Genomic DNA, 13,675 nt, shown 5'->3' with positions numbered 1-13,675 from the left:
AATGATCGACTGCGTGACACAAGCCGTACCCCAACGCTTGGCCGGCCCGCACGTTTTATCGTTGCCACACTGTTTCCAAGCGACCTGGCCCCTCCTGCGAGGCAAGGACAGGCGCTGACCCCGACAATTCCAAACGTGACGAGCGCCCGCGCTCATTGCCCGCCGTATTGCCCTAAGGGCCTTGCGTAGTACAGGCGTCACCTTTCTAAAATCCAACCGGTTGCCCCGCGCAACCCTCTAGCAGGAGCCAGGAACCATGCTGAGCTGGGACGAATTCGACAAGGAAGACGGCGAAGTCGCCGCCAAAGGCAACGCCGCTGCACAAGGCAACGCTGCCGCCGCCACCCTCGACAAGCTGGACAGCGCCGGCGACGCCGCCGCCCAGGAAGCCCGCGTAGCGACCGCCGACGACTCCGATGCCGTCAAGCGCGCCAAGGCTGCCCTGAACGAACTCGACATCGCCGAAGGCCTGGCCGAGCTGGAAGGCTCCTCCGCTCGCGTGCGCGTCGACGAAAAGCGCATGATCAACTGCCGCGCCGACCTGAACCAGCTGGTACCGTTCAAGTACGACTGGGCCTGGCAGAAGTACCTCGACGGCTGCGCCAACCACTGGATGCCGCAAGAGGTCAACATGACCGCCGACATCGCCCTGTGGAAGAGCATGGACGGCCTGACCGAAGACGAGCGCCGCATCGTGATGCGCAACCTTGGCTTCTTCTCCACCGCCGACTCCCTGGTGGCCAACAACCTGGCCCTGGCCGTGTACCGCCTGATCACCAACCCCGAGTGCCGCCAGTACATCCTGCGCCAGGCGTTCGAAGAGGCGATCCACACCCACGCCTACCAGTACTGCATCGAGTCGCTGGGCATGGATGAAGGCGAGATCTTCAACATGTACCACGAGATCCCGTCGGTGGCGAAGAAAGCCGCCTGGGGCCTGAAGTACACCCGCGCCATCTCCGACCCGGAATTCAACACCGGCACCGTCGAGACCGACAAGGAGCTGCTGCGCAACCTGATCGCCTACTACTGCGTGCTGGAAGGCATCTTCTTCTATTGCGGCTTCACCCAGATCCTCTCCATGGGTCGCCGCAACAAGATGACCGGCGTCGCCGAGCAGTTCCAGTACATCCTGCGTGACGAGTCCATGCACCTGAACTTCGGCATCGACGTGATCAACCAGATCAAGATCGAGAACCCGCACCTGTGGGACGCCGCGATGAAGGAAGAAGCGACCCAGATGATCCTGCAGGGTACCCAGCTGGAGATCGAATACGCCCGCGACACCATGCCTCGCGGTGTATTGGGCATGAACGCGGCGATGATGGAGGACTACCTCAAGTTCATCGCCAACCGTCGCCTGACCCAGATTGGTCTGAAAGAAGAGTATCCAGGGACTACCAACCCGTTCCCGTGGATGAGCGAGATCATGGACTTGAAGAAAGAGAAGAACTTCTTCGAGACGCGAGTGATCGAGTATCAGACTGGTGGGGCGTTGAGCTGGGATTGATATCCGAGCGACGCATAGGGAAGGCTGCCGATTGGCAGCCTTTTTTCGTTTGGGCGGGCCTCTTCGTAGATAATTCCGCTCCCAGAGGTACTGCGCGGATTTCAGGTTCACGCTGTTCCTGTGGGAGCGGCCGTGGCCGCGAACACTGGCGCAGCCGGTGCCCGCACATCCATACAGAAGCCGCGTTACATCAGCGACAACACGCTACCTCGCAGCTTTCGCCGCCTCCCGGTTGGCCCTGCGAATGTCCCGGTAGCCCACCAGGCGCACGCGCATTTCCCGATAGCGCTGGGTATTGATGACCAGCAAGGCCAGCAGCCCGAACAGCAAAACCGAGACGTAGCCGCCCATGTGCGGCCGGTAAGCGTAGCTCGGCAGCGCGGCCAACACGGCCAGCCCGTTCAGACCGATCAGCCCTCGCAAGCCCCAGGCATATCCACGCACCAGCGCGATATGCGAAGCGGCGCTCACCACCCATGCCAGCGCCAGTGCCAGCACCGACAGCGACCGGTCCGGACTACGCAGATAGGTGGAGAACACCAGTGAAACACAGCCGCCAATGGCAAAACAGGACAGCAGGAACTCGGCGATAAAAACGCCGAAATAGCGGGAAAGAAATCTTTGCAGCTCCTGACCCTTTTGAAACGTCGATCCCTTCATATGAGTGAGCACTGTCGTCCTTGAAAACCGTGGTTAGCGGATAGCTTACCTTGACAATTGCAAATGAATAAACCATAAGAAGCCGACTTCGAAGTGCCTGTCAGCGAGATATCATTTCGGCACTTTATGTAGGTTTCGCACCTGTGCATATCAGCAACTCCGCACAGGCACACGCCCTCACCCAGGGCCGATAGGAGATCGAATTCTGGTGAATGAATCGCCGTTACTCTCGCTGTTCCCGCAGGCCGGTTCTGGGGAACTGAAAATGAATCGTGTGTCCAAAAACCTGCCGACGCTGCTGGCTGCAATCGCCCTGAATGCATGCGCACAGACGCCCGTTCCGTCATCGAATGCGGGGCCTGAAGTTACCCTGGCCGGGCACAAACTTACACTTGTGAACCACGAAGGTCGTTGCGCACTGCGCAGCTCCGATGCATCACTGCTACAGCTGGACATGCCCTGGCCTTGCCAATTCAGCCCGGAACGGGATGGAAGCAAGCCTCGCGTGGAACAGTTCAATGGTGTGCCGATCATCATCGTCAGCCATGTGCAACCAGCCCCGTCGCAGCCCGGACATTGCGACAGCCAGTACCAGGCTGTTCGCCAAATGGGCAACCGCCTCGAACCTTCCATCCTGGCACGTGGCGCCAGTTGCTCGAACGGCCCTGTGGACCAGAAGAACTTCGTAGGGCTGTTCGAGTGGTAACCGAAATCGCGGGCTACCCATCGCTACGCCAGGTCGTTCGCACGCGCAAAGGGTGTTATCAGGCATGAAGAAAATCCTCTTGTCCCGACACGATCGCGGCTTCGGCCAGATCGGTGGCGCGGCTTTGCTCAAGGACCTCTCCTTGTGGCCGACAAACCCGGAAACCGGCATGTTGATGACGCCCATCCTGACCCTGAGCGAGCGGTTCCAACCGGCCACGTTCGTCCCGCCAGGCATGGCCATCACAGTTTTCCTCGCCGTCGAGCAACATCAGGATGGCAGTTTCAGCCGCCCTCTCCAGCGTCGCTATACGGTCAATCAACAGGCGGAGCTGCAAGACGTCATCAGCAGCGGCTTTGCCCGGGTCATCCTGCACGAACTTGCCAGCCAACCACTGGAGCCCGGCAATCCCCCCTTGCTGCTGGAGCGAGCGTTCATCGATTTCGAAGAAATGACTGACGAGGAGCATGACGAGGAACATCAGGATGAGGACAGCGGGATCGGCCTGAGCAAACCCAGCGGCAGGCCCTGCTGGCTGCAGGACCCGATCTACGAACCAGCGCGCTACATGTTCATGATGCAACTGGTAGATGCTGACGTGGCCGAAGCCAGCCCTCAGCATGCAGGGCTGTTCGGCGAAGGTATCGGCTATCTGTTCGTGGACATGCAGGCGCGCCGTGGCAAGCAAGGCGACGACGCCGGTTTCTTCTTCATTCAGTTCACCTGAATGACCAACCAGGACCAAGGTCCATCCATGAATATCGCTACGGCACGAACGGCAAGAGCTCGGGGGCCTGGTATGAATATCTACCATTTAGACAACGCGCCAACGCCCTGGGGAGACTGGGGCGCAGCACTGATCCAGGGCGTGATCGCCTGGGATGAAGATACCGACATGGACAGCATCAACCGCGTCGGGCCGTACACGCCGGCTGCGTATATCCGGTCGGGTTCGCTGGTGCTCACCCAGCCGGTCAAGGAAGCCCTGGAGAAAAGCGGCCTGAAGGGGGTCGGGCGTTACGAGCACCTGGAAAAAACCCATGTCGTGCACATCGACTGGCTGCACTGGGATACCAGCAAACCCATTACCGAATACCTCGATCTGGAAGGCGGGCCGACCTCGATCATCGACGCCCTGCCCCATGACCCTGAGCTTGCCGCACGTATGCCGGAGTACTGGCAGGCATTCGTGGTGGGTAAGCTCAACCTGCTCAAGGACCCGCAGCATGACCCTGCCGACCTCGGCCAGTATCTCAAGGTGCTCAAGGTCGACGAGCAAGCCGATTTCTTCAAAGGGGATGTCTATCGTGGGTACTTCCTGAGCGAACGGGCCAAGGAGTGGCTGGAACAGCAGTGCCCAGGCTGCTTTATATTCACCCTGCTTCGTTGAATCAGCCCAGCTGCTGAGCCCTCAGCGCCTGCGCCAGCATGTCAATGACGCTGCACGTGGTGCGCAGGCCCGCTCCCACAAAGGTGAACATCAAGCCTGCGCCACCTCCCCTGCTTGAGCTTTCGGCGCCTGCAGCAAGCTATGCAGGGTATTGATGAATACGTCGAAGCTCATGATCCCGCTGCCTACGGTGGACAGTACCGTCTGCTCGCTTTCGTCCTTGATCACCACCAGCTCGGTCCAGGCGTTGAGGTCGAGGTTGCGTAGGCTGGACATCGGCACCCGACGCCCATCCACATCGAGAGCATCCCGGGTGATGGTGAGGGTCTTGGTATTCAGCGCGAAGAAGTCGCCTTTCATACGCTTGCTCCACACTTGAGCGCTGTCGATGTAGCTGAAACGCACCGCGCCGCCGTTTTCCAGGGTGGCGAGCGCACTGGGCAGGCGCTCGTTCAGGTGCAGGTCGCGCACCAGGTCGATGAAGGCATAGAGGTCCTTGAGGTGGGGGTTGACGCGACGGAACGGCTCGCTGGCATTGCGGCGGTACGCCAGGTTGTTGTGCAAACCGGCAACGGCTGTCTGGCCGGAGGCGAACAGGTAGAGATCGTTCATCTCGCTGAAAGGCACATAGTCACGCTGGGTGCCGATGATCTGGCAGATGCCTTTTTCATACACTTCATAGCGAGCGTTGCGCAGCTTCTTCTGCCACATGGCCAGGCCGAACATGCACAGGGCAAGCACTGCCAGCAGGCCAAGGGTGAAGTTCAGCAAGCCTTGCGGACCATCGAACTGCAAGGTGGTGCCACGGCGGGTTTCGACGGAAATGGGACCAGACACATCCGTTGGTAGTATCGTGCCCAGGAAGCCAACGAAGGCGGCCAAGCCCAGGCAGACGATACCGATGACGACCAAGCTGATGATCAGCGCCTTGCCATAACCGTAGGTACCGAGCAGATTCCCGGTGGCTGGGGATGAGTTCTGTTGCATGGTCGAGCCTCCTTGCGTGATGGATAAACGTCAGTGTTCGAAGCAGGCGGCGATCAGCACCGCCTGCATGAAACATTGCTTTGGGGTTGGAGCGTTGGTCCTTTTCGCTCTGGTCGGGACAGCACCTCCCAGGGCCATGCGCCTATTGCGATGAACGGAGCGTTGCTGGAATCAGGGCTGGCAGGTTAGCGGGATGAGCATTCCCCCAGCAAGTGCGCTGGGGCGAACAGCCCACAAGATGGGACTTGTCTCACAGCAAGGAAAGAAACGGCCGACACCGAGAAGTATCGGATTGATCGTGTCAGTTGCGCTGTTTGAAGTACCGATACAGGCTACGCGCGGCCTCCACGACCTGAGGCACGCACGCTTGGTGCTCATCGAAGCTCATGGAGTCGAGCAGTTCGAAGTTGTCTTCCAGGCCATGCAGCGAAATGGCCTTGAGCAACCGGTCCTGTTCGGGCGGTAATTCGTCCCAGCCCGCGACCTGTGTACCGCGCATGTAGCCGAAGCACCATTCTTCCAGAATGATCGCCGGCCCCTCCTCGCCTTCGCTCTCCTCGAACAGCGGCTCGAAGTGGTCGAGATGATCGGCCAATTCGCCGGCCCGTTGATGGTAATAACGCAGCATCAGAGCGGTGTAGGCTTCTTCATCGGCCGGCTTCTTGAACTTGGGTACCTTGCCGCCGGAAACGGCCGGCAGCCATTGTTCGGGAAGGATATTGACCGGAGAGCTGGCCAGGGCAGTGAAGAACCCGTCGAGTTCGGCCAGGTTGAGCACGGAGAAGTCATTGCCGTACGTGATCAACAGGTCTTCTAGGCGGTCGAGTTCTTTTTCGCTGAGGGCAGGGAGCATAAAGTGAGTCCTGATGGAAATCTTCGTCGCACCCTAGCACATAAGCCAACGAGGCAACGCTTGCCTTGCCCACCCCTTCGGCGGAGCGGGCAAGGTTTTCAGCGCAAATAATCGCGCACTGAGCTCTGCAACCCATTACCCAACAACGCCCAGAGCAGTATCCGGCATTTGCGGGGGCATAGGTGACCGGCCATATGCATACCCTTTTTCTGCAAATCGATTTCACTACCCACGAATCCGTAGCTGGCGCTGGCTGTCGTTCCCCTGCCAGTACGAGTCGCAACGATGACCGGGATCTGCCGCGCGATGCGCTCCAGGCTCGACGCCCAGCGTTCGGACACATGTCCAGCACCAAACCCGGCAATGACCAGCCCTTCATAGCCCAGGCCAAGAGTTGCATCCAGCAAGCCCGTGTCAGCATCCAGACAGCTTTCCATCAATGCGACCTGATGCTGAACACGGTCTGGTTCAGGCAGAATGGTGCGATGCCCTGGCATGTGCCAATAGTGCACCTGGCCTTCGAACAGTTGGCCTACAGGGCCGCCATTCGGAGACTCGAATGCATTGACCGACAAGCTGTCACCCTTGCGTACACGGGCCGCGCCATGTATCTGATCATTCATTACGACCAATACGCCTCGATCTCGACTTTCTCTGGCCAATGCCACGTACGCCGCCGCCAGCAAGTTGGCCGGGCCATCCGCCCCTGGCTCACCCGCCGAACGCATGGCCCCCGTCAATACCAGAGGGACGTCAAAGGGCCAGAACAGGTCCAGGAAATACGCGCTCTCTTCCAGGCTGTCGGTACCCTGGGTAATCACTATACCGTGGGCACCACGCTCAACTTCCTCCTGCGCCCATCGCAATACGTCGATCATCTGCGCGAATCCCATAGAGGCACTTGGCACCAGTCCCAGCGTAGCGGTACTGACCTGGGCAATCTCGCCAAGCCGGGGCAGGAAAGCGAGCAACGCCTCACAGTCCAGCTGCGGCGTAACCCCTTGCCCCATGATCGTAGCCTGCATGCTGATCGTGCCGCCCAGGCTGCCGATCGATAACCTGGGAAAACCGTCCGTTTCTTTCATCCTTGACCTCCTGCAATCAGGCTGAGCAACGGCACGATCGCCAAGGTGCTGATGGCCATCGATAGCACGTTGCCAATATAACCATGCATGTACCCCGGCAGCCGCTGGGTGATGGCCACAGCCAGTGGTGGCGCGATCAACGCTCCCAGGCTTGCGCTGAGGACGATGACCTGCCAACTGCCTCCAAGTGTCAGGACAGCAGCCGGCACAATGGAGACGATGGGGATGTAGGTCGGATACCAACCTCTTTCTCGCCACTGACGCCGCCAGATCACGACACCGATCAACGAAGCCAATGCCTGGCCGCCCACCAGTTCCAGAACCAGATACGACCCATAGGCGGGCCCCCCAGGGCCCAGCGCAAACGCGAGCAACACCCCGAGCAGCAACCCAAGGCTCGCCAGCTCGTTGCCAAAGAATGGAGCCTCGCTGAAGTCCGCGAGCACACGTCGCAAGGTCCAGCCAAGTCCCTGACCAACCTGGCCTGCCGGTGCCGCGACTTTGGGCTGGAAAGGCGTTCGTGCATGTCGAACCCATTGTGGATAACGCTTGCACAGTACGAAGGCGGCAATGCTCGCAACAGCCATGCCGAGCACGTTACCGACCACCAGGGGCAGATTCAGCGGATAACACAGCACGTTGACGAACAGAAGGCTCGCCGGGGTAACCAGCAGTGCTCCCAGCACAGCCCCCACGATCGACACACGCCAGCCGCCACCAAATACAAGCACCATGGCAGCAGGCAGCGATACGAATGCGACAAACGTTGGCTGCCAGATACCGGCCGCCAAGGTCCATCCCCACAAGGCATGGCTCAATAACAGCCCCAACAGCGAACTGAAGAACAGCCAGGGCCAGAGCCCGGTTCCGTAACAAATGGGGAAGCCTTGCCAACGGTAGCCCTCGGCATGTGCCCAATGAGCCAGGCAAGCCCCCAGCAGTAACCCCAAGGCTGGCAGTTCATGCTTGTAAAACGCAACTTCGCTGATATCGCCGATAATCCAACGCAATCGACTCAGCGGCTCGTCCAGGGTAACCAGCCATTGCCCATAGTCCGGCCAATGGCCCAGCGTCAAGCTGCCGGTCAGCAGCCCCCATAGACAAAGCAGGATCAGCATCACGGGCCATGGCCGCCCGTCGGAGAAACGTTTATCCACGACGGTCTCCTCAGCGCGGCAATGCTGGATGCTGGCGATAACCGAGCATACCGTCGTACAGGTCGACACGACGGTCACGGGGCAAGTCGTTCAGGCTGTTCCAGATAGGGGCTGTACGGGCGCAGCTCAAATCCACATCCGCGTAGAGAATGCATTCCTCCTCAGCGCTGGCGACCTCACCGATGGGCCAGCCGTTCGTGCCTGCGATCAGCGAGCAGCCAAGGAAGCGCCCGCCCCGCTCCCTGCCGATGCGATTGGCTGCGGCAATGTAGATATTGTTGGCATGGGCGGCGGTCATGGTCAGGTAGGACGCCATGCAGCGCCCGGCTTCGTCGAACAGCGGCGGAGGTGTCCACACCCAATTGTTCAGGCTGCAGATGATGTCGGCGCCCTGCAAGGCCATCAGGCGCGGAACCTCCGGGAACCAGATATCCCAGCAGATGAGCAGGCCGATACGACCGATCGGCGTCTCGAATACAGGAAACCCAAAATTGCCAGGGGTGAACCACAGCTTCTCCTGATTCCACAGATGGGCTTTGCGGTAGTGTCCCAGCAGGCCATCCGGCCCAAACAATACCGCACTGTCGTAAAGCTTCAGACCTTCGCGTTCGACGAAGCCAGCGGCCAGGTAGACCTTGTAATCACAGGCGAATGTACACCATGCCTCCAGGCTGCGGCCCTCCTGCAGGGTCTCGGCATGGGCATAGGCTTCCTCGCGGGACTGGAAGGTATAGCCCGTATTGGCCAGCTCTGGCAGTACAATGAGGTTGGCGCCCTCACGCGCGGCGCGGCGAGCCAATGCCAGGCCTCGGCAGAGGTTACCGTCACAGTGCTCGACCCCTACCTGGGGATCGTACTGGATGACGGCGATACGGACGGGGCTCACGGGTGGGTTCTGTTCGGGCATTACTGGCTTCCTTCTTGTGGTTATTGGAAGGTCGCCAGTAAAACGGGGTTGTCAGTGCCAAATACAGCCAGGCACCTCCTGCAATTAGGTAGGAAAATTCTGAAGCAACGGAAAGAACAGCCAGTGCGTTATTCTTTCCGCTACCCCTCATTCCTGTAGCCGGTAGTGAGGATAATCTTCTAGGGTAAATCCACCATTATAGATAGCTGAGGTGAAATGGCAGATATTGATGACCGCATCGATAGCGGTCCGCAGGCAGGGTTCGCTCCAGCCTGCATCCACCGAGAACGACTCGCCAACCAAATAAAGGCCAGACCGCCAGCTCAATTCTCGATTGTACTTCATTAAGTTCACCGCATCGTAATAAGTACCCGCGCGATACAGCTTGGCGCAACCAAGGGCGTTACTATCTGTTACCCAGCGTTGTACTCGGATATTTCGGCTATCGACATAGGGTGAAATTGGCTCACCGATATTGGTGCAGCGCAGCAGGATCCGATCCAATTCCTTTAGGCATTTCACACCCAGTTCCATATCGGTAAATGAGGCCAGCTTGGTAGCATCATCTTCCCAAGTATAACTGAGCAAAATGCAGTCATAGGCATAGCGCTCGTTATAGCGGTAGGCATAGACGTCATGTACAAAGCTGTCAGTTATCAGAATTTGAGGGATATGCGGGTTGCGGTCGAGGAAGGCTTTTTGCAGCGGTGCATATACCTTGCAGCTGGTTTCCCAATGGGCGTTTTTCCATGCACTGATGATACGTTGTGGTAACAAATCACGGCTAAAGCCATCCAGTCGGATATTGGTCTCAATCAGCCAAGACGGCAAAGTGAGAATCACTGCATCGAAATCTTGGTTCAATGTTCGCGTCTTGGATGCATCACTGTGGTGCCAACGGTATTCGACGCGGATCCTTCCATTCGACATCTTGTGCAGCCCACATACCGAGCTGTCGGTAAGCAGACCATCACTCCGCTCCAAACACTGGTTATAGAGCGACTGACCAATTTCTTCGATATCCATGAACAACAGACACTCATCAAGTGCTGCCAACCCAAGATAGGTAGGCGCCTGGAATCTCAACCCCTTGCTATCAGGCACTGTATCCGTTTCGAGATAGGGGGCAGCATAAGGCATACCTTGCTCATCCACACGCCCATGCACCAGTTGCAGATGGCTACTGAAGCCGAAGATCGCTGTACGTAGTGGATAAAGGCAACAAACATCATAAAAGGCTCCCCAGCTACCATCCCCGATGCCTATCGAGTAAAAAATCGCTGACTCAGCATCACTCATCCCCAATCCACCGAAGTCGCCTGGATTCCCAGGGTCCCAGCTCTCAATCGTTGGTAAATGCACCAGATCACGGAAAGATAGCCGGTGATAACGTTCGACGATTGCGCTCCAACAGCCCTCCCACGTCCCCGTTCCGAAAACCGTAGCTACCTGTTCAGCCATCAGACGTGCAAACCTTTGCCATTTACCGTAAACCCGTAGCAGGGCCTCCGTTGGAGGGGGAGTGTCACCGAGTGGATTACGCCAGATCAACAACTGGGGATCATCCTCTGCCAGTAATTGCCCTTCTTGAAGATAGATACCCGTGGCATTGACCCAAGGTGTTCCGGGATTGGGAAAATCCGAAATGCGTAAATCGAACAGCTTGGCGTAATAAGCCATCATTGAACGCCCGTCCTTGGGCGGCTCACCAGTCCTATTAAAAAATGGCATACGCATCGCCCCCATTTCGAAAGGCGTCGATGGTTGCTTGTGATCACTTGGATCGTTGATCACCGTCAGATGCCGTCCGCCAACGCGCTGAGATTGCTCGATCAAGGTGATGTTACGAAACCCACAGCGCAGCAATTCGCGGGCAGCGGTAAGCCCCGTCACACCCGCACCAACGATGCAAATGCGATAGTCCACTCGAGAGGCCTGTGCAACACCGCCGTACTGCTCAACGAGGCGGCGGTAATCAAAACAGAGGTCTGGAGGATTGGGAAACCGCACAGCCCACGGTTGAATAGGCGACTCAGGCTCGATTGCCAGGTCTGCGGGATGGTTATGACTCGATCCGATGGTCATGGGCCTTCGATTCTCCTAGGCGAATGGGAGAACCGAGAGTGACGGATACCAAGTAAAGGAAGCGGTGAATAGCTATTACCCGGCAATAGTGAAATAAACTGCGGTAAAGCAATCGCCGGCAAGCCGGCTCCTACCAGGATAACGTGATCCTTTGTGGGAGCCGGCTTGCCGGCGATCAACGCATGACGGCTTTATACGGCCAGCGCACGCTCACGCAGTTCTTGGTTGAGGATGCGGTCGTTCTCGCTGTAGTCGACCGGGCAGTCGATCACATGCACGCCCGGGGTCTTGATGCAGTGCTCGAGCAGCGGCAGCAGGCCTTCGGCGCTTTCGACGCGGTGACCGTTGGCACCGTATGCTTCGGCGTATTTGACGAAGTCCGGGTTGCCGTAGTCCAGGCCGAAGTCGGTGAAGCCCATGTTGGCCTGCTTCCAGCGGATCATGCCGTAACCGTCGTCACGCAGGATCACCACAGTAATGTGCATGCCCAGGCGTACCGCGGTTTCCAGCTCCTGACTGTTCATCATGAAACCGCCGTCGCCGCACACCGAGATCACTGGGCGGTCCGGGTACACCAGGTGCGCCGCCATGGCCGACGGCAGGCCAGCGCCCATGGTCGCCAGGGCGTTGTCCAGCAGAACGGTGTTAGGCTTGTGAGCCTTGTAGTTTCGGGCGAACCAGATCTTGTAGATGCCGTTGTCCAAGGCCACGATGCCTTCGGACGGCAATACGCGGCGGATATCGGCGACCAGGCGCTGCGGGTAGACCGGGAAGCGGTCGTCATCCTTGCCTTCGGCGATCTGCGCTTCGTTGGCTTCGCGGATGGCCAGCAAGCGGGTGAAGTCCCAGTGTGAGGTGTCGCCCAGGCCTTCGGCGATCTGCCAGACGGCATTGGCGATGTCGCCGATCACTTCGATCTGCGGGAAGTACACGGCGTCGACTTCGGCGGAGCGGAAGTTGACGTGGATGACTTCGGTACCGCCACGCACCATGAAGAATGGTGGCTTCTCGATGACGTCGTGGCCGATGTTGATGATCAGGTCGGCCGCTTCGATAGCGCGGTGCACGAAGTCGCCGGACGACAGCGCGGCGTTGCCCAGGAAGCTCGAATGGCGCTCGTCCACCACACCTTTACCCAGTTGGGTGGTGACGAACGGGATGCCGGTCTTGTCGATCAGTTGCTTGAGGACCTTGGCGGTCATCTTGCGGTTGGCGCCGGCACCGATCACCAGGATCGGGCTGCGGGCGGTGCGCAGCTTCTCGATGGCCGCTTCGATGGCCACGTGCTCGGCCAGTGGGCGGCGGTGCAGGCTCGGCTGGATCGGCATGGCATCGGTCTGCTCGGCAGCGATGTCTTCCGGCAGCTCCAGGTGCACGGCGCCCGGCTTTTCTTCTTCGGCCAGGCGGAAGGCTTCGCGCATGCGGGCCGGGATGTTGTCGGCCGACGCGAACTGGTGGGTGTACTTGGTGATGGGGTCCATCATGCCGCATACGTCGATGATCTGGAAACGACCCTGCTTGGACTTCTTGATCGGCTTCTGCCCGGTGATCATCATCATCGGCATGCCGCCCAGGTAGGCGTAAGCGCTGGCGGTCACCAGGTTGGTGGCGCCAGGGCCGAGGGTCGACAGGCTGACCCCGGTCTTGCCGGTCAGGCGGCCGTAGGTGGCGGCCATGAAGCCTGCGGATTGCTCATGACGGGTCAGGACCAGCTTGATCTTCGACTTGCGCAGGGATTCCAGCAGGTCGAGGTTCTCCTCGCCGGGAATGCCGAACACATACTCGACACCTTCGTTTTCCAGGCATTGCACAACGACATCGGCGGCCTTGGCCATCTTGCTTGCTACCTCAAATGATAGGACGGTGGTGAAGTCCAGAAATGCGCAGCACGGTACGCTGGCATCGCTATGTCCGCAGGTAAGGATCCTCGGAACCTAAGCCTTGACGTAGGCTGCGTGCAGGAAAGTCACGTTAATTATCGGCATTAATTGTCGCAGCTGTCGGCGGGAAGATAAGCGGCCAGTGGTGCAAAAGAGATTTGCTTTTGCATGAAACGCGCCCCCTTGGAGCGGCCTTGTGCCGCGAAGCGGGCGCGCAGCGGCCGTAAGCCCAGGCGACGCGGTGCACCAGGGTGATCGAGGTGGCAGGGTTGGCGGCCGCTACGCGCCCGCTTCGCGGCACAAGGCCGCTCCTACAGGAGGAAGCGCGATTCTTTCGAGGACCAGAAAGACAAAACCCCTACCTGCTCACGCAGATAGGGGTTTTGCGAAATGAATCTTGACGATGACCTACTCTCACATGGGGAAGCCCCACACTACCATCGGCGATGCATCGT

At 58.8% G+C, this 13,675-nt stretch carries 12 protein-coding genes; 4 read left to right on the top strand and 8 right to left on the bottom strand.

Going from position 1 to position 13,675, the window contains the following annotated elements:
- Positions 1-256 precede the first annotated feature (256 nt).
- On the top strand, positions 257-1,510 hold the full coding sequence (locus tag ACNFCI_RS20990; RefSeq protein WP_084858667.1) for a ribonucleotide-diphosphate reductase subunit beta: 1,254 nt from the start codon (positions 257-259) through the stop codon (positions 1,508-1,510).
- 204 nt (positions 1,511-1,714) lie between these two features.
- Here ACNFCI_RS20990 and ACNFCI_RS20985 read toward each other — a convergent pair whose 3' ends face one another.
- Complete coding sequence (locus ACNFCI_RS20985; protein ID WP_368830139.1) at positions 1,715-2,182, bottom strand: hypothetical protein; 468 nt, start codon at positions 2,180-2,182, stop codon at positions 1,715-1,717.
- Between the two features lie 196 nt (positions 2,183-2,378).
- Between ACNFCI_RS20985 and ACNFCI_RS20980 the strand changes: the two genes are divergently transcribed.
- The 3 genes from ACNFCI_RS20980 (at position 2,379) to ACNFCI_RS20970 (ending at position 4,266) form a co-directional block, all read left to right on the top strand.
- Complete coding sequence (locus tag ACNFCI_RS20980) at positions 2,379-2,876, top strand: hypothetical protein (RefSeq protein WP_368830138.1); 498 nt, start codon at positions 2,379-2,381, stop codon at positions 2,874-2,876.
- A gap of 64 nt (positions 2,877-2,940) precedes the next feature.
- Positions 2,941-3,603 (top strand): hypothetical protein, encoded by a 663-nt coding sequence (locus ACNFCI_RS20975; protein WP_084858664.1) that lies wholly within the window; start codon positions 2,941-2,943, stop codon positions 3,601-3,603.
- A 72-nt stretch (positions 3,604-3,675) separates the two neighbouring features.
- Entirely contained in the window at positions 3,676-4,266 is a 591-nt protein-coding gene (locus ACNFCI_RS20970) for a hypothetical protein (protein WP_172403062.1), read from the top strand.
- Between the two features lie 90 nt (positions 4,267-4,356).
- Here ACNFCI_RS20970 and ACNFCI_RS20965 read toward each other — a convergent pair whose 3' ends face one another.
- From ACNFCI_RS20965 to ACNFCI_RS20935, 7 genes are all read right to left on the bottom strand, one after another.
- Positions 4,357-5,253 (bottom strand): hypothetical protein, encoded by an 897-nt coding sequence (locus ACNFCI_RS20965; RefSeq protein ID WP_324816250.1) that lies wholly within the window; start codon positions 5,251-5,253, stop codon positions 4,357-4,359.
- 301 nt (positions 5,254-5,554) lie between these two features.
- Entirely contained in the window at positions 5,555-6,106 is a 552-nt protein-coding gene (locus ACNFCI_RS20960; RefSeq protein WP_084858661.1) for a UPF0149 family protein, read from the bottom strand.
- Positions 6,107-6,204: 98 nt separating this feature from the next.
- Positions 6,205-7,191: an asparaginase gene (locus ACNFCI_RS20955; protein ID WP_084858660.1), complete on the bottom strand. Its 987-nt coding sequence runs from the start codon at positions 7,189-7,191 to the stop codon at positions 6,205-6,207.
- Positions 7,188-8,309: a hypothetical protein gene (locus ACNFCI_RS20950; RefSeq protein WP_084858703.1), complete on the bottom strand. Its 1,122-nt coding sequence runs from the start codon at positions 8,307-8,309 to the stop codon at positions 7,188-7,190. The genes ACNFCI_RS20955 and ACNFCI_RS20950 overlap by 4 nt, the downstream gene beginning before the upstream one ends.
- A 49-nt stretch (positions 8,310-8,358) precedes the next feature.
- A complete protein-coding gene (locus ACNFCI_RS20945; protein WP_084858659.1) occupies positions 8,359-9,255 on the bottom strand; it encodes a nitrilase family protein in 897 nt (298 codons plus the stop codon).
- Positions 9,256-9,402: 147 nt separating this feature from the next.
- The gene (locus ACNFCI_RS20940) at positions 9,403-11,340 is read right to left on the bottom strand and encodes a flavin monoamine oxidase family protein (protein ID WP_368830137.1); all 1,938 of its coding nucleotides are present in this window, start codon (positions 11,338-11,340) and stop codon (positions 9,403-9,405) included.
- Positions 11,341-11,531: 191 nt separating this feature from the next.
- Entirely contained in the window at positions 11,532-13,175 is a 1,644-nt protein-coding gene (locus ACNFCI_RS20935) for an acetolactate synthase large subunit (protein WP_084858657.1), read from the bottom strand.
- Positions 13,176-13,675 lie beyond the last annotated feature (500 nt).

The organism is Pseudomonas sp. NY15356, from assembly GCF_048068175.1.
In the GTDB taxonomy this organism is placed as follows: domain Bacteria; phylum Pseudomonadota; class Gammaproteobacteria; order Pseudomonadales; family Pseudomonadaceae; genus Aquipseudomonas; species Aquipseudomonas putida_K.
This window is presented reverse-complemented; position numbering and strand designations above follow the sequence as displayed.

Bases quoted from the DNA above. Each gene is read 5' to 3' on its own strand.
- ACNFCI_RS20990 (WP_084858667.1), top strand. From the start codon at position 257: ATGCTGAGCTGGGACGAATTCGACAAGGAAGACGGCGAAGTCGCCGCC.
- ACNFCI_RS20975 (WP_084858664.1), top strand. From the start codon at position 2,941: ATGAAGAAAATCCTCTTGTCCCGACACGATCGCGGCTTCGGCCAGATC.
- ACNFCI_RS20970 (WP_172403062.1), top strand. From the start codon at position 3,676: ATGAATATCTACCATTTAGACAACGCGCCAACGCCCTGGGGAGACTGG.
- ACNFCI_RS20965 (WP_324816250.1), bottom strand. From the start codon at position 5,253: ATGCAACAGAACTCATCCCCAGCCACCGGGAATCTGCTCGGTACCTAC.
- ACNFCI_RS20960 (WP_084858661.1), bottom strand. From the start codon at position 6,106: ATGCTCCCTGCCCTCAGCGAAAAAGAACTCGACCGCCTAGAAGACCTG.
- ACNFCI_RS20955 (WP_084858660.1), bottom strand. From the start codon at position 7,191: ATGAAAGAAACGGACGGTTTTCCCAGGTTATCGATCGGCAGCCTGGGC.
- ACNFCI_RS20950 (WP_084858703.1), bottom strand. From the start codon at position 8,309: ATGCTGATCCTGCTTTGTCTATGGGGGCTGCTGACCGGCAGCTTGACG.
- ACNFCI_RS20945 (WP_084858659.1), bottom strand. From the start codon at position 9,255: ATGCCCGAACAGAACCCACCCGTGAGCCCCGTCCGTATCGCCGTCATC.
- ACNFCI_RS20940 (WP_368830137.1), bottom strand. From the start codon at position 11,340: ATGACCATCGGATCGAGTCATAACCATCCCGCAGACCTGGCAATCGAG.
- ACNFCI_RS20935 (WP_084858657.1), bottom strand. From the start codon at position 13,175: ATGGCCAAGGCCGCCGATGTCGTTGTGCAATGCCTGGAAAACGAAGGT.